Below are 15008 nucleotides of genomic sequence, written 5' to 3' on the forward strand. Positions count from 1 at the left end.
TTAGGCCTTGGCAAACAAAGGACTCATGGATGAAGAAGCAGTTGATTGTAGGGGTTGCCGTACTGCTGGTGGCCACAGCGGGTGTTTCCTGGTTTCTCCTTCGCCCCGAGAAGCAGAACGACCACCTCAAGCTCCATGGCAACGTCGACATTCGCCAGGTGTCCCTGGCGTTCGACGGCAGTGAGCGAATCGCCGCGCTGTATGCCGAAGAGGGCGACCTGGTGCAGCCAGGCCAGGTCCTGGCGGAACTCGACACACGCACACTGCGCCTGGAAATAAATCGCTCCAAGGCCAGGATCGGCGCCCAGGAACAGGCGCTGCTGCGCTTGAAAAATGGCACACGGCCTCAAGAGGTCGAGCAGTCCAAGGCACGTTTTGATGCCGCCCAGGCGCAAATGCAGCTGGCTCAACTGCACATGCAGCGCCTGCGCAGGATCGCCGACGACACCCAGGGCAAGGGCGTCAGCCAGCAACGCCTGGACCAGGCAGCCGCCCGCTTGCAAGTGGCCAAGGCCCAGTCGCAGGAGCAGCGCGAATCCTGGACCCTGGCCAAGATCGGCCCACGCAATGAAGACATCGCCCAGGCCACGGCCGACCTGCAAGCCTCCAGGGCCGACCTGGACCTGCTGGAACATTACCTGGCGCGCGCTCAGCTCAAGGCGCCGACCCAGGCCCGGATCCGCACGCGCCTGCTGGAGCCGGGGGATATGGCCTCGCCCCAGCGCCCGGTGTTTGCCCTGGCCCTGACCGACCCCAAGTGGGTGCGGGCCTATGTCAACGAGCGCCAGTTGGGCCACATACGTGCGGACCAGATGGCGCGGGTCTACACCGACAGCTTTCCTGACCAGGCCATCGACGGCAAAGTCGGCTACATCTCCTCGGTTGCCGAATTCACCCCCAAGTCGGTGGAAACGGAAGACCTGCGCACCAGCCTGGTCTACGAGATCCGGGTGCTGGTCAAGGACCCTGACGATCGCCTGCGGCTCGGTATGCCGGCGACCGTCTACCTTGACCAGGCACCGGTGGCCGGGGCCACGCCATGAGTGCGCCAGCGGTAACGGTTCAGGCTGTTGAACTGGTCAAGCGCTTTCGCAGTGGAACGCGAGAACAGTTGGCTCTAGAGCAGGTTTCTCTGGAGGTGCCCAGTGGCAAGTTGAGTGCCCTGGTGGGGCCGGACGGGGCCGGAAAAACCACCCTGTTGCGGATGATTGCCGGCTTGCTCAAGGCCGACGAAGGGCTGTTGAAGGTGCTGGGGCTGGACGTCGCCGCAGATCCGCAGCAGGTGCAGGACCTCATCAGCTACATGCCCCAGAAGTTCGGCCTGTACGAAGACCTGACGATCCAGGAAAACCTCGAACTCTACGCCGACCTGCATGGCGTGCGCGCCCAGCAGCGCGAGGAGCGCTTTTCCCGGTTGCTGCAGATGATGGACCTGACGCGTTTTCGCGACCGGCTGGCCGGACAGCTTTCCGGCGGCATGAAACAGAAACTGGGGCTGGCCTGTACCCTGGTCCGTTCACCGCAACTGTTGCTGCTGGACGAGCCCACCGTGGGGGTGGATCCGCTGTCGCGGCGGGAACTGTGGAGCATCATCGAACAACTGATCGAGCAGGAAAACCTCACGGTGCTGATCAGCACTGCCTACATGGACGAGGCCCAGCGTTGCGCCCAGGTCTTTGTGCTGTACCAGGGGCGGCTGATCGCCCAGGGGCCACCGGCGCAGTTGTGCCATCTGGCGCAGGGCCTGTGCTATGGCGTCGGCCCCGAGGCCGGCACCCCGGCCAGGCTGTTGCAGGCGCGCTTGCTTGACGACAATGAACACATCATCGATGCCGTGCCCGAAGGCGGCATGGTTCGCTTTATCCGCAGCGCCCAGGTGCCTCTGCAGGCCATTCCATCCCTGGCTGGCCAGGCCTCTCCCCAGGCGCTGGAGGCCCGCCTCGAAGATGGCTTCATGGTGTTGCTCCGGCAACAGGTTGGCAGCGTTGCAAGCCTGGACGAGCCGGCGCAGGCGCCCGCCAGCGACGGCCAGGGCGACGCTGCCTCTGGGCGTGCGGTGGTCATCGAGGTCCGCGACCTGGTGCGCAAGTTCGGGGACTTCACCGCGGTTGCCAGCACCTCGTTCGAGGTGTTGAAGGGCGAGATATTCGGCTTGCTGGGCCCCAACGGAGCCGGCAAGACCACCACGTTTCGCATGCTTTGCGGTTTGCTTCCCGCCTCCAGCGGGCACCTTGAGGTGGCTGGCGTCAACCTGCGCACCGCACGTGCGGCGGCGCGGCGCAAGATCGGCTACGTCTCGCAGAAGTTCGCCCTGTACGCGAACCTGTCGGCCCTGGAGAACCTGCGCTTCTTCGGCGGCGCCTATGGCCTGCACGGCGCGAAGCTGAAAGCGCGGGTGGCGTTGATGCTCGAACAGTTCGACCTCGACGAACACAAGCACCTGCGCAGCGGCGAGCTGCCCGGTGGCTACAAGCAGCGCCTGGCCATGGCGGTCGCGTTGCTGCACGAGCCGCAGATCCTGTTTCTCGACGAACCCACCAGCGGTATCGACCCCTTGGCCCGCCGGGCATTCTGGCGCCGTATCACCGCCCTGGCGCAAAGCGGCACGACGATCGTGATCACCACCCACTTCATGGAAGAGGCCGAGTACTGCGACCGTATCGTCATCCAGGATGCCGGACGGCTGCTGGCCCTGGGCACTCCGGAACAGGTACGCCACCAGGGCAGCGAGTCGCTTGCCGACATGAACAGCGCCTTCATTGCCGTGGTCGAGCGTGCTCGGGCCCAGGCCAGCGCCCCGGTGCAGTGAGGAATGACCATGACTGACTCCAATCGATCCGCCTCAGGGTTCAGGCGCAGGCTCATTGCGCTCACCCGAAAGGAGTTGCGCCAATTGATGCGTGACAAGAGCAACCTGGCGATAGGCATTGTCCTGCCCATCGTACTGATCCTGATATTTGGCTACGGCCTGTCCCTGGACATTCGCAACACGCCGCTGGCCGTGGTCCTGGAAGACAGCTCCCCCAGCGCCCGCAGCGTGGTGGCGAAGCTTGCGAGTTCGGACTACTTCTCGGTGGTCCAGGTGACCAGCATGGCCGAGGCCCAAGCGCTGATGGACAAGCGTCGGGTCGACGGCATCGTGCGCGTGCCGGCGGATTTTTCCAGGCGCCTCGAACAGCAGGATGCGCGCTTGCAATTGCTCCTGCATGGCGCCGATGCCAACAGCGCGGCGACCCTTGGACGCTATGTCAGGGGCGCGCTGAATGTCTGGCAACAGCAGCAGTTCGACCGCTCCCGGCAGCCCCAGTCGGCCGGTCGGGTGCTGGTCGTCGAACGCATGTGGTTCAACGCCGCCAACAGCAGTACCTGGTACCTGGTGCCCGGGCTCATCGCCCTGATCATGACCCTGGTGGGTGCCTTCCTGACCTCTCTGGTACTGGCCCGGGAGTGGGAGCGGGGCACGCTCGAATCACTGTTCGTCACCCCGGTCAGGTCGATCGAAATACTCCTGGCCAAGATCATTCCCTATTTCCTGGTGGGCCTGCTGGGCCTGGTGATGTGCCTGGTTTCGGCGCGGTTGCTGTTCGAGGTACCGATCCAGGGTTCGCTGGTGCTCCTGCTGCTGAGCTCCATGCTCTACCTGCTGGTCACCCTGGGCATTGGCCTGCTGATTTCGGCGAAGACACGCAACCAGTTCCTGGCCAGCCAGATCGCGATCATCTTCAGCTTCCTGCCGGCGCTGATGCTCTCGGGGTTCCTCTTCGATCTGCGCAATGTGCCGACGTTCATCCGCGTGGTGGGCTCGATCCTGCCGGCGACTTACTTCATGGAACTGGTCAAGACCCTGTTCCTGGCTGGCAACAACTGGCCATTGATCGCCAAGAACCTCGCAATCCTCGCGGCCTACGCCGTGTTCCTGTTGAACGCTGCACGCCTGTGCACCCGCAAGAAGCTGGATTGAAGCCATGGACAAGCTGATGAATTTCCTACGCGAGTTGCTGTTCCTGTTTCAGAAGGAGTTCCTGGCCATCGTCAAGGACCCGGCCAACCGGGTGATCCTGATTGCCCCGGCGATCGTCCAGTCATTGCTGTTTGGCTACGGCGCCACCTACGACCTGAACTACGTGCCCTATGCCGTGCTGGATCAGAGCCAGGGGCGCGCTTCGACAGAGCTTTTGGCACGCTTCGATGCCTCCGGGGTATTTGCCCGAGTGTCGACCCTGACCAGCGTCGATGAGATCGCCCCGGTGATCGACCGGGGCAGTGCCTTGCTGGTGCTGCATATCGCCGCAGACTTCGACGAGCGCCTGAGCCGGCATGAAAACGCCGGCTTGCAGTTGATCCTGGATGGGCGCAACTCGACGACCGCGGGAATGGCGGCCGGGCATATCGCCAACCTGGTGGCTGACTTCAACCAGCAGTTCCTGGCGGTGGACAACGCGCCGGTACGCCTGGAGACCCGTGCCTGGTTCAACCCCAACCTGCAAACCCGCTGGAACATAGTGCCGGGCCTGATCGCCGCGCTGAGCATGATCCAGACCCTGATGCTGGCGGCGTTGTCGGTAGCCAGGGAGCGCGAGCAGGGCACCTTCGACCAACTGCTGGTGACTCCGCTGACGCCTTTTGTGATCCTGCTGGGCAAGGCCCTGCCGTCGGTACTGATCGGCCTCTTGCAGTCCAGCCTGATCCTCCTCATCGGCCTGTTCTGGTTCAAGATCCCCATGATCGGCTCCGTGCTGGACCTGTACCTGGGGCTGTTCGTCTTCACCAGCGCCTGCGTGGGCATCGGGCTGTCGATCTCGGCGCTGTCGGCCAACATGCAGCAGGCCATGGTGTACACCTTCGTGCTGATGATGCCGCTGATCCTGCTCTCCGGCCTGATCACCCCGGTGCACAGCATGCCCGAGGCCCTGCAACTGCTGACCTATCTCGATCCGCTGCGCTTTGCCATCGACCTGGTCAGGAGGATCTACCTGGAGGGGGCAACGCTGGCGGATGTGTCCTGGAACCTGGTGCCCATGCTTGCCGTTGCGCTGGTGACCCTGCCGCTGGCTGCGTGGCTGTTTCGCAATCGATTGGTGTGATAAGGAATGTCATGAAAACTACTCACTCTGGATACCTGCGTAATGGGCTGACGCTGGCCATGCTGCTGGCCATCACCGCCTGCACCGTCGGGCCCGATTTCAAGGCGCCGGCAGTTACCAGCCCGGAACGCTGGACGGATTGGCACAGTGGCCCGCCAGCGTCTTCGGTGCCGGGCAAAGCCCCGGCGACCCCCTCGCAAACCGCAGACGGCAACTGGTGGCAGGTGTTTGGCGACCCGGTGCTGGACCAGCTGCAGGCCCAGGTGCGCGAAGGCAGCCCGGACCTGCACACGGCCTTGCTGCGGTTTGCCCAGGTGCGGTTGCAACGCCAGATAGTCGCTTCCCTGGAAACGCCCGAAGTGTCCTTTTCCGCGGCGGCTTCGCGAAACCGGCAAAGCCGGTATGCGCCGAACAATCGAATGCTTGAAGCCTTGGGCAGCGACAGTGATGCCCTGGAAAAGGTGCTTACCGACCCTTATAGCCTGTACCAGGCCGGGTTCGACGTTTCATGGGAGCTGGATCTCTGGGGGCGGGTGTCACGCCTGGGTGAAGCCGCCCAGGCCGAGGTCGATGGTGCGGCCGCGACCCTGGACGACGTGTTGCTCAGTGTCTCCAGCGAGCTGGCGCGAAACTACTTCGAAGTGCGTACCGCACAGCGCCAGACCCGTCTTCTGGAGCAGGAGGCACAGATCCTGGCCGCGCACCTGCAAGTGGTTGCCGTCCAGGCCCGGGAGGGCGAGGAAGACGGGTTCGCGGTGGAACGCCAAGAGGCACGGCTGGCCTCGCTGCATGCACAGATACCGGGTTGGAAGGCGCTGCACACCCAGGCGGGCAACCGTATTGCGCTGTTGCTGGGGGAGCATCCCGGAGCCCTGGAAACCTTGCTCGCGGAGCGGCCTGATAATGCCTTGAGCCGCCCGCTGCCCAACCTGCAGTTGGGCCTGCCTGGCGACCTGGCCCGGGAGCGTCCGGACATCCGCGCGGCCCAGGCCCGCTTGCATCGGGCGACGGCGGGCATCGGAGTGGCCGAGGCCGAACTGTACCCGAGCGTGATGCTGGGGGCCGACTTCGGCTTCGAATCCTACAAGAGCGGCCAGTTTGCCGACTGGAGCAGCCGCACCTGGTCGGTAGGGCCGCGCCTGGACCTGCCGCTGTTCGACCGTGGGCGGCGCAGCAAGACCGTGGTCCTGCGCACACTCGAACAGCAAGAGGCGGCCGTGGCATTTCACCGGACCGTACTGGCAGCCTGGCAGGAAGTGGACGATGCGATGAGCCGCTACCACAACGAATACCAGCGTGCCGCGCACCTCAAGGACAGCTATGACAGCAAGGCCCGCACCTATGAGTGGACCCGCGTCCGGTACGCGGCCGGGGAGGCCAGCTACCTGGAGGAACTGGAAGCGCAGCGCACCGTGCTGGAGGCGCAGCGCGACCTGGTCAATAGCGACAGTCAACTGCGTACTCACCTGATCAGCATTTACAAATCCATGGGTGGGCATTCCACCTGAGCCCCTGAAACGCTGCCTCTGGCAGCACTCCCCCCAGACCCACTTTCCTAACGGAATAGGAAGCCATGCAAATGGATGACCTCTACAAGATCGCGCTTTTTTCGTCCCTGATACTGGTAGTGCCGGGGCCCTCAAACACCTTGCTGCTGGCCTCGGGCTTCAAGTTCGGCGTGTTGCGCTCGCTGCCACTGGTGTTGATCGAAATGCTCGGCTACACCGTTTCGATCTGCACCTGGGGCTGGGGGCTTGTGCTGCTGTCCCACGACTACCCGTGGCTGATCCACCTGATCAAGCTGCTGTGCGCCTTGTACATCGCGGCGCTGGCCTTGAAGACCTGGAAGACCTCCACCACCGGAGCCCAGCACACCGAGCGCTTTGAGAGCTGGCCACGGCACCTGTTGATTGCGACCTTGCTCAACCCCAAGGGGCTGATCTTCGCCAGTGTGATCTTCCCGGCCACCTCATTCGCCAGCCTGGGGGATTTCCTGCCGTCATTGAGCGCTTTCTTCCTGGCACTGGCGCCAATAGCCTTGCTCTGGGTCTCGCTGGGGGCGGGCATTCGAGCCCAATACCTGGGGCGGGTTTCTGGACCGCTGTTTTCCCGGGGCACCGCCGTCGTTCTGGCGCTATTTTCCGCCACCCTCACTTACACCGTGGTTCGTGCGGTGTAGGTGTTTTTGCCGCGGCTTTCAGCGCCCAGGTGAGGCTAGGGCAATGGCGCTGTTGAGAGAGGCCCTTGTACCCCCGTGTTCCAGCACCGCTCTGTTGTCGCCAACACCTGGGGGGGCTCATTCCACGTAGCGCAGCCACAAGTGGGTGCGACCGCGAACAGCCTCGACAACCGTTGAAACCACGGCTTGCCGGTTTTCCTCGGGGGTGTTGTAGAGCGCACAAAAATCGCTCGCCACCGCGCTGGCGACGCAAAGGTCGGCAGGCGCTGCACGCAGGAAGCAGAGGTAGGACGCGCCAATCCCCATCATCCGGGATTTTGCTCGCCAGTGGGGCGGTTTTTGGGCAGGCGCGTACCCGCGGGCGCTGAGCGGTGGCCTTGATCCGATGAACAGGGCGTTTGGCGGATGTTAATCTGCGCCCCCCGGACAAACGGTGGGCCAGTGGATGCAGAGGATGTTGAGTGAAGCCGAGCTTCACAAGGTGCTGGAATCGATCGAAAGCGACTCCTGCCATGACCTGAATCTTCTGTATGACGGGATGCAGATAGACCGGTGTGCTCTTTTCAATCAAGTCGCCATGGCGGTGGCCCGGCTCTTTATCGAGGGGCAGCGCGACTTTCATTACGGCGATGCGGTCATGAATACCTTGTTCAGTGACATTGTTGATGTGTCCTTGAACGCTGACATGCCCGAGCCGGCCTTTTCCATCTACCTCGCGTTTGATGCCGGAGAGCATCGTCACCCAGGGGATGGGCAAGATGAATTGCCTTGGGAAAAGTGGACGCGGCCGGCGCTTGAACGGATTCTGCGCGAAGCCGATGAGGGGGCGTCGGCCGAGGTTTAGCCGGCCTGGGTTGTCGCCAGAAAAGCCGACGGACCTACGGCTCCAGGATCAAGCGGTGCCAAAGGATCTGTGGCGGCGCAACAGCATCCGCCGGCACTTGCGGTGCAGGTTTGTCCGGCGCCTGCGCTGGCGTTGCCTCGTCGGGTTCAGGGGTTGTCGTCGATTCAGTCGGGTCATCGGTAGGCGATGGGGTCATTTGATCCTGACCACCACCTTGCCCTTGGTTCGTCCCTGCTCGACGTACTGCAAGGCCTCTGCCGTCGATTCGAAACTGAAGCTGCGGTCAACCACAGGCTTGATGATTCCGGCCTCGATCAGCGCGGTGATCTGTTGCAGCTGGGCGCCATCGGCCCGCATGAACACAAAGGCGTAGCGGACGTCCCGCTGGCGCGCCTTGCGCCGGATACCGAAGCTCAAGAGGCGCATGACCTGCTGCAACGGCCAGGCCAGCCCTTGCTCCTGGGCGAATTGCACCGTGGGTGGCCCGGAGATGGAAATCAGCTGTCCGCCGGGCTTGAGGACCTTGAGGGACTTTTCCAGTACGTCGCTGCCCAGGCTGTTCAACACCAGGTCGTAGCCATGCAAGAGGCTTTCGAAGTTCTGCTGCTTGTAGTCGATCACCTGATCGGCGCCCAGGGCTTTGACCCATTCGACATTCGCCGTGCTGGTGGTGGTCGCGACGAAAGCGCCGAGGTGTTTGGCCAGCTGGATGGCAAGGGTGCCGACACCGCCTGCGCCTGCGTGGATCAGCACTTTCTGGCCCTTTTTCAGTTGGGCGGTTTCCACCAGCACTTGCCAGGCGGTGAGTGCGACCAAGGGGATCGACGCGGCCTCGGTCATGGTGGTGTTGGCAGGTTTCAGGGCGATTGCGTTTTCGTTCACGGCGATCCACTGGGCGAACGTCCCGATCCGTGTTTCAGGCGGGCGCGCGTAGACTTCGTCTCCCGGCTTGAAGCGTTGCACTTGGGGGCCAACCTCAACCACGACGCCCGCCAGGTCGTTGCCCAGTACCAGCGGCAATGCATAGGGCAGGATCAGCTTGAATTCGCCGTTGCGGATCTTCGAGTCCAGCACGTTGACGCTGCTGGCGTGGACCTCGATCAACACGTCGTGGGCACCCAGCGTGGGCGTGGGCGCTTCGCCCATGCGCCCACTGTTCTTGCCATAGCGATCAATTAGAAAGGCTTTCATCGTGGTGCGGCTCTTGTCGGTTGGAATAGGTGTGGGCGGTGCTTGGGTGGGGTTGCTGTCATGGGGGCTCAGTCGTCAAGGAACGCCCGGACCTTGGCCACGAAGTCCGCGTGGTACTGGAAGATGCCGCCGTGCCCGGCATCCTCATACATCACTAGCTGTGCGTTGGGGATCCGCTTGGCCAGGGCATGGGAGTTGGCGCTGGGAACCATGATGTCGTTGTCGCCATTGACGATCAGCGTCGGCGCCCGCAAGCGCCCGAGATCCTGCGGCGCCTGTCTGCCCCACGCGGTGATGGCTTGCAGCTGGCGCAGGAAGGCGCCGGGCGTTGGGCCCTTGTCGCGATGCTTGCTGCGGGCTTTCAGGCGTTGCAGATATTCCGAGGCGGCTCGACGACCATTGGGCGTCGAGGTAAAGAACAGGTAGTACTTGGGATCGCGCAAGGTCAGCAAGCCTTTGAGCATCAAGGGCCAGGTCACCGAGCCGACCTTGTCGATACCGATGCCGCCGGCCGGTCCGGTGCCGGTGAGAATCAAGCGGTGCACCAATTGGGGGGCTTGCAGGGCGATGTCCTGAGCGACGAAGCCGCCGAGTGAGAAGCCCAGGATATCGACGCTCTTGAACCCCAGGGCCTGTATCAGCTCAATGGCGTCTTGCGCCATGTCGCCGACCGTCAGGGGGGCGGTTCCACCCGAGCCGCCGATGCCGCGATAGTCGGTGGTGATGACTCGCCGGGTCTGTGCCAGCCCATCGATTATTGCCGGGTCGAAGTTGTCCAGCACCGCGCCCCAGTGGTTAAACAGCACCAGGGGCACGCCGCCCGCGGGACCGGTATCGCGATAGGCGAAGGGAATGCCCCTGACCATGATCGACTGGTTCGCCGCGTTGATGAACGACGTCTGCAAAGCCGGGGGGAAGGTTGTCTGCGTTGGATTCATTGCTACTCCGAACAGCGGACCGGATTCGTCGCAGTGCCTGCCGCGAATCCGCCGCGAATGCTCGCTACCTGAAGATCACTCTTGGGTCTGGTAACGCTGGGCAACCTCGGATTGACGGATGTGCCCCAGCAGGCCCTGACGTGCGCTCTGCAGGTCATCCCAGGGTTCAGCCTGTTGCAGTGGCGGGATGGTCACCGGTTCGCGCCGATCGAAACCGACCAGTGCGGCATCCACCAGATCGCCCACTTCCATGATTTCGTCCAGGGTATTGATGTCGACGCCGGAGCGGTCCCAGATTTCCGTGCGGGTGGCGGCCGGCAGCACGGCCTGCACGTACACGCCCCGGGGCGACAGTTCCAGGCTCAGGCCCTGGGACAGGAACAGCACGAAAGCCTTGGTTGCACCATAGACCGTCATGCCGAACTCCGGCGCCAGGCCCACCACCGAACCGATGTTGATGATCGCGCCGTCACCGGCTTTGGCCAGGCGCGGGGCAATGGCACTGGCCAGCCGCACCAGTGCCGTGGTGTTGAGGGCAACCAGTTGCGCAACGCTGTCGGTGCTTTGCTCGATGAAGTTGCCGGACAGCGCGGCGCCGGCGTTATTGATGAGGATGCCGATACAGGCGTCGTCGCGCAGGCGGCTTTCAACGGTTGCCAGATCGCTGAGTTGGGTCAAATCCGCTTTCATCACCTCGACGGCGACCCCGTGTTCGCCGCGCAGTCGGGCTGCAAGTGCGTCCAGGCGTGCCCGGTCGCGGGCAACCAGGACCAGATCATGGCCACGTTGCGCGAAGCGCTCGGCGTAGATGGCTCCGATGCCAGTGGAGGCGCCAGTGATGAGAACGGTAGGGCGAGTGTTCATGGGATCATCTCTCTTTCAAAATGGGTGAAAACGGACAGCCCGGTTTCTGCTTGCTCAGCTTGCGCTGGCGCTCGATTCAACCAGCGTCGGGTAGTCGATGTAGCCTGCCGCGCCGCCGCCGTAGAGGGTGGCGGGATTGAATGCGGACAAGGCGGCGCCGGTCTTGAGACGCTCCACCAGATCCGGGTTGCCGATGAACGGGCGACCGAACGCGATCAGGTCGGCATGGTCTTCGGCAAGCCGCGAGGTCGCCAGCTCCAGGTCATAGCCGTTGTTGGCGATGTAGGTGTTTTTGAAGCGCTGGCGCAGGGCGGCGAAATCCAATGGCGCCACGTCACGCGGGCCACCGGTCGCGCCTTCGACCATGTGCAGGTAAACGACGTCGAGGGCGTCGAGTTGATCGACGACGTAATTGAATTGCGCCTGCGGATTGCTGCTGGAGACACCGTTGGCCGGCGACACCGGCGACAAGCGCACCCCGGTGCGATCCGCGCCGATTTCATTGACCACGGCAGCGGTGACTTCGAGCAACAGACGCGCACGATTTTCAAACGAGCCGCCGTAAGCATCGGTGCGTACGTTGGCGCTGTCCTTGAGGAACTGATCCAGCAAATAGCCGTTCGCGCCGTGAATTTCCACGCCATCGAACCCGGCAGCGATAGCGTTTGCCGCGGCCTGGCGGAAATCGGCGACGATCCCCGGCAGTTCGTTGATGTCCAGTGCGCGGGGCTCGCAGGCGTCTTCAAAGCGGTTATTGACGAACACCTTGGTGGCCGCACGCAGCGCGGAAGGGGCCACGGGGGCGGCGCCGTTTTCTTGCAGATCAACGTGGGACACGCGGCCGACATGCCACAGTTGCACAAAGATCTTTGCGCCCTGGGCGTGGACCGCGTCGGTCACCGTGCGCCAGCCATCAATCTGCGCCTGGGTGTAGATCCCGGGGGTGTCCTGATAGCCCTGGCCCTGTTGGGAAATCTGCGTGGCTTCGCTGATCAGCAAGCCTGCGCTAGCGCGTTGGCTGTAATAGGTGGCGGCGAATTCGCTGGGAACAAAGCCTGCGCCCGCGCGGTTGCGGGTCAGTGGCGCGAGGACGATGCGGTTCGCCAGCGCGAGGGCGCCAAGGGTGTAAGGGGTGAACAGATTCTGATCGGTCATCTGGTGTCTCTTCCGTGCCCGTGAGTGGAGGTCGGTGGTGCGTGCAATTAGGATGATGATCGAAATCTAAACTGTCAACGGTTTTGATTATGGTCGACATCTATGTATGATTGGGCCGATGATTTCCCAATGAACATGAGGTATTGCACGTGAGAGTGAGCAAGGCCCAGGCGCAGGCCAATCGAGAGCACATCGTTGAAACGGCCTCAGAGTTGTTCCGTGAGCGCGGCTTCGACGGTGTGGGTGTGTCGGATCTCATGGCGGCGGCCGGTTTCACCCACGGCGGCTTCTACAAGCATTTCGGCTCGAAGGCCGACCTCATGGCCGAGGCCTCGGCCTGCAGCCTTGCCAAGTCGCTGGCAGGCGTGCAGGCGCTGGATGTGCCTGGCTTCATCGACGTCTATGTGACCAGGGAACATCGCGACGGACGTGGCAGCGGTTGCACCATGGCCGCGTTGTGTGGCGATGCGGCGCGCCAATCGGATGATGTGAAAGCGACGTTTGCCGAAGGGGTCGAGCACACCCTGCAAACCCTGGGGGACAAATACCCGACCCGGCCGGATGCCGCTCCGGAGGAGGGCAGACGGAAAATGATCGACCTGCTGTCCCGTGCGGTGGGTGCGATCATGTTGTCGCGTGCCTGCCCGGATGATTCCGCCCTGGCGAATGAGATTCTTGAGGTGTGCCGCGCTGAGATGTTTGCGTCGTTGCCGGTTGATAAAGGCAAGCCGGCATAAAGGGGGGCATGCCAGGGTTGTGCGCTTGCGGTCGTTGAGCGCACGTCGGCGTCAATTATGATTTGAAACGTGCCTCGGATCTGCCTGGGCGCACACCAGTGTCAAATTCTTCCTTCACCTTGACTGACGATTCGGCATTTCCAAGATCAGCCTCAATGGGGCCAATGCAACCCCAACAGTCACCGCCACAATCGACCGAAAGCGGATCGTCTTTGAGGCCCAGTTTTCGACCACATATACCGCACATGTCTGACATGCCTAGATCCTTGCTCAGCCAACCTCAATCGTCTTTTCTCCGAGCGTCATTCCACGTAGCGCAGCCACAAGTGGGTGCGACCGCGAACAGCCTCGACAACCGTTGAAACCACGGCTTGCCGGTTTTCCTCGGGGGTGTTGTAGAGCGCACAAAAATCGCTCGCCACCGCGCTGGCGACGCAAAGGTCGGCCGGCTCTGCACGCAGGAAGCCGAGGTAAGACGCGCCCACCCCGATCAACTCATAGCCATGGGCCTGGGCGAAATGGCGGGCCACTGCAAAGTTCTGCGCGGGGCCCAGGTCGCAACTGAAGTAGCCGTTGGGAAAAGCGGCGAGCGCCTGATAGGACTGCTCGACGGGCACCAGGAGTGCCGAGAGGGGCTGGTCGAGCAGTGATACAGGGTTTTGCTGATAGTCCACCCATTCGTGCAGGGCTGGCGCATCAAGGGTCAGGCCGTGGGCGCAAGCGTCTTCGAACGAGCTGCCTGCCACCAGGTCAGTGAAGTTGCGCAAGCAGATCGCGAACTCGGCCTTGGTGGTGGGGTAGCCCAGGTATTCACCCTGTTCGAAGCATTCTGCAGGTAGCAGGGCGATCTCCTGCTCCGAGGCATCGTCCAGCCCCAGGTTGTTGCGGGCGTGCCCGGAGGTGTAGCGGGCCTGGGGCAGATCATCCAGCGAGAGAAGGGGCTGGAAACCCGGGTGGTCGCCAGCGATCTTGCGGTAGGCGTCGATCAGCTCATCCAGGCTGGAAATGGCGCTCAGGCTGTATTCATCGCAGGTGCCAGCGGCGGGGTTGCCAGGCATTGCGTTACCGCGAAATTGGATATCCATCGAATGGCTACCGGCTCCATGTGGGTGTTCAGGCGAATGAGCAACGCTCGGTCGAACGTACGTGAGCCTGCTGGTGCTCTCGCTATTCGTGCCAGGCCTGTGAGTTCATTCCAGGCCCGGGGCCTAGCTTAAAGAGAGCACATCCTGCCTGGGCATGAAGAAGCGTGCAAAGAGTTCGGACTGTGACTTGATGTTCAACTTGGCGTAGATGTTGCGGCGGTGCACTTTGATCGTCTCTGTGGAGAGGGAGAGCTTTCCTGCGATTTCCTTGTTGGAAAAGCCACTGAGCAGCAGCCTGAGCACATCACTTTCCCGCGTGGTTATCTGGGTACCAAACTGGGTGATCGTCTCCGGCCATTGCGGCGGTTCGCTGAGGCTTTTTTCCACATCGACTTCGAAGCACATGCGCTGATGCATGAGTGCCGTGACCCACGGCTTGATGATGTCCAGCATGGTGATGTGTTCCTGGCTGAAATGGGCGTTGCTGCCAATGGAAATGCACAATGTTCTGTCAGCATCGAGCTGGATGTTGTATTGCACTTCATCTACGCAAATATATTGTGCAAAGTACTTGTGGTAGTACTCGGTTTCAACAAAGTACTCCGGCGCTATATCCAGTAGATGAAAGAAGCCGCTCTGCGGGTTTTCCCGGTTGGCGATATAGAAGGGGTCCAGCAAATACAGGCCTTTTACATAGAGGTGAATGAACGCATCCACTTCTTCTGCATCTGCCACCTCGGGCAGGCTGACAACTTGCACTTGTTGATTGCTGAAGATCAAAACCACCCAGTTATCAATCTGCACATATTCATTGAGTGTGCGGATAAGTGAGCTCCAGAACTCTGGGCGATTCAACTGCAGAATCAGTTTTCCAATCGAACGGTGCCAGGCCAGGCTATGAAGATCGAGTGGCATTTTCTACCCCTTTAGG

14 protein-coding genes are annotated in these 15008 nt (G+C 62.2%); 8 read left to right on the forward strand and 6 right to left on the reverse strand.

The genetic code is table 11. From position 1 onward, the window contains the following. The first annotated feature begins 29 nt into the window (after positions 1-29). The 7 genes from AC07R1_RS03805 to AC07R1_RS03835 all read left to right on the forward strand — a co-directional run bounded on the left by AC07R1_RS03805 (position 30) and on the right by AC07R1_RS03835 (position 8107). On the forward strand, positions 30-1043 hold the full coding sequence (locus AC07R1_RS03805) for an HlyD family secretion protein (protein ID WP_011061087.1): 1014 nt from the start codon (positions 30-32) through the stop codon (positions 1041-1043). Next, positions 1040-2809, forward strand: coding sequence for an ATP-binding cassette domain-containing protein (locus AC07R1_RS03810; RefSeq protein ID WP_041117996.1), 1770 nt, complete (start codon positions 1040-1042; stop codon positions 2807-2809). Before AC07R1_RS03805 ends, AC07R1_RS03810 begins: the two co-directional genes overlap by 4 nt. Before the next feature lie 3 nt (positions 2810-2812). Next, positions 2813-3961, forward strand: a complete 1149-nt coding sequence (locus AC07R1_RS03815) for an ABC transporter permease (protein ID WP_019093651.1) — start codon at positions 2813-2815, stop codon at positions 3959-3961. A 4-nt stretch (positions 3962-3965) separates the two neighbouring features. Beyond that, positions 3966-5084 (forward strand): ABC transporter permease, encoded by a 1119-nt coding sequence (locus tag AC07R1_RS03820; protein WP_011061090.1) that lies wholly within the window; start codon positions 3966-3968, stop codon positions 5082-5084. Between the two features lie 11 nt (positions 5085-5095). Next, entirely contained in the window at positions 5096-6592 is a 1497-nt protein-coding gene (locus tag AC07R1_RS03825) for an efflux transporter outer membrane subunit (protein WP_495110150.1), read from the forward strand. A gap of 71 nt (positions 6593-6663) precedes the next feature. Beyond that, positions 6664-7263: a LysE family translocator gene (locus AC07R1_RS03830; RefSeq protein ID WP_170866300.1), complete on the forward strand. Its 600-nt coding sequence runs from the start codon at positions 6664-6666 to the stop codon at positions 7261-7263. A 454-nt stretch (positions 7264-7717) separates the two neighbouring features. Continuing rightward, positions 7718-8107, forward strand: a complete 390-nt coding sequence (locus AC07R1_RS03835) for a hypothetical protein (RefSeq protein WP_495110151.1) — start codon at positions 7718-7720, stop codon at positions 8105-8107. Between the two features lie 192 nt (positions 8108-8299). Here AC07R1_RS03835 and AC07R1_RS03840 read toward each other — a convergent pair whose 3' ends face one another. The 4 genes from AC07R1_RS03840 to AC07R1_RS03855 form a co-directional block, all read right to left on the reverse strand. Further along, a complete protein-coding gene (locus AC07R1_RS03840) occupies positions 8300-9298 on the reverse strand; it encodes an NADP-dependent oxidoreductase (protein ID WP_011061095.1) in 999 nt (332 codons plus the stop codon). Positions 9299-9366: 68 nt separating this feature from the next. Continuing rightward, a complete protein-coding gene (locus tag AC07R1_RS03845; protein WP_495110152.1) occupies positions 9367-10236 on the reverse strand; it encodes an alpha/beta fold hydrolase in 870 nt (289 codons plus the stop codon). A gap of 75 nt (positions 10237-10311) precedes the next feature. Continuing rightward, complete coding sequence (locus tag AC07R1_RS03850; RefSeq protein ID WP_495110153.1) at positions 10312-11100, reverse strand: SDR family NAD(P)-dependent oxidoreductase; 789 nt, start codon at positions 11098-11100, stop codon at positions 10312-10314. Positions 11101-11154: 54 nt separating this feature from the next. Beyond that, on the reverse strand, positions 11155-12255 hold the full coding sequence (locus AC07R1_RS03855; RefSeq protein WP_495110154.1) for an alkene reductase: 1101 nt from the start codon (positions 12253-12255) through the stop codon (positions 11155-11157). Between the two features lie 149 nt (positions 12256-12404). Between AC07R1_RS03855 and AC07R1_RS03860 the strand changes: the two genes are divergently transcribed. Further along, positions 12405-12992 (forward strand): TetR/AcrR family transcriptional regulator, encoded by a 588-nt coding sequence (locus AC07R1_RS03860; protein ID WP_169891718.1) that lies wholly within the window; start codon positions 12405-12407, stop codon positions 12990-12992. A 302-nt stretch (positions 12993-13294) separates the two neighbouring features. Here AC07R1_RS03860 and AC07R1_RS03865 read toward each other — a convergent pair whose 3' ends face one another. Then, positions 13295-14077, reverse strand: coding sequence for a hypothetical protein (locus AC07R1_RS03865; RefSeq protein ID WP_495110155.1), 783 nt, complete (start codon positions 14075-14077; stop codon positions 13295-13297). A gap of 123 nt (positions 14078-14200) precedes the next feature. After that, positions 14201-14992: a response regulator transcription factor gene (locus AC07R1_RS03870; RefSeq protein ID WP_011061102.1), complete on the reverse strand. Its 792-nt coding sequence runs from the start codon at positions 14990-14992 to the stop codon at positions 14201-14203. Between the last annotated feature and the right edge of the window lie 16 nt (positions 14993-15008).

The organism is Pseudomonas sp. GW821-FHT07F01, assembly GCF_059418825.1.

Excerpts from the sequence above, each read along its gene's own strand:
- AC07R1_RS03805 (WP_011061087.1), top strand. The coding sequence starts at position 30 with ATGAAGAAGCAGTTGATTGTAGGGGTTGCCGTACTGCTGGTGGCCACA.
- AC07R1_RS03810 (WP_041117996.1), top strand. The coding sequence starts at position 1,040 with ATGAGTGCGCCAGCGGTAACGGTTCAGGCTGTTGAACTGGTCAAGCGC.
- AC07R1_RS03815 (WP_019093651.1), top strand. The coding sequence starts at position 2,813 with ATGACCATGACTGACTCCAATCGATCCGCCTCAGGGTTCAGGCGCAGG.
- AC07R1_RS03820 (WP_011061090.1), top strand. The coding sequence starts at position 3,966 with ATGGACAAGCTGATGAATTTCCTACGCGAGTTGCTGTTCCTGTTTCAG.
- AC07R1_RS03825 (WP_495110150.1), top strand. The coding sequence starts at position 5,096 with ATGAAAACTACTCACTCTGGATACCTGCGTAATGGGCTGACGCTGGCC.
- AC07R1_RS03830 (WP_170866300.1), top strand. The coding sequence starts at position 6,664 with ATGGATGACCTCTACAAGATCGCGCTTTTTTCGTCCCTGATACTGGTA.
- AC07R1_RS03835 (WP_495110151.1), top strand. The coding sequence starts at position 7,718 with ATGTTGAGTGAAGCCGAGCTTCACAAGGTGCTGGAATCGATCGAAAGC.
- AC07R1_RS03840 (WP_011061095.1), bottom strand. The coding sequence starts at position 9,298 with ATGAAAGCCTTTCTAATTGATCGCTATGGCAAGAACAGTGGGCGCATG.
- AC07R1_RS03845 (WP_495110152.1), bottom strand. The coding sequence starts at position 10,236 with ATGAATCCAACGCAGACAACCTTCCCCCCGGCTTTGCAGACGTCGTTC.
- AC07R1_RS03850 (WP_495110153.1), bottom strand. The coding sequence starts at position 11,100 with ATGAACACTCGCCCTACCGTTCTCATCACTGGCGCCTCCACTGGCATC.
- AC07R1_RS03855 (WP_495110154.1), bottom strand. The coding sequence starts at position 12,255 with ATGACCGATCAGAATCTGTTCACCCCTTACACCCTTGGCGCCCTCGCG.
- AC07R1_RS03865 (WP_495110155.1), bottom strand. The coding sequence starts at position 14,077 with ATGGATATCCAATTTCGCGGTAACGCAATGCCTGGCAACCCCGCCGCT.
- AC07R1_RS03870 (WP_011061102.1), bottom strand. The coding sequence starts at position 14,992 with ATGCCACTCGATCTTCATAGCCTGGCCTGGCACCGTTCGATTGGAAAA.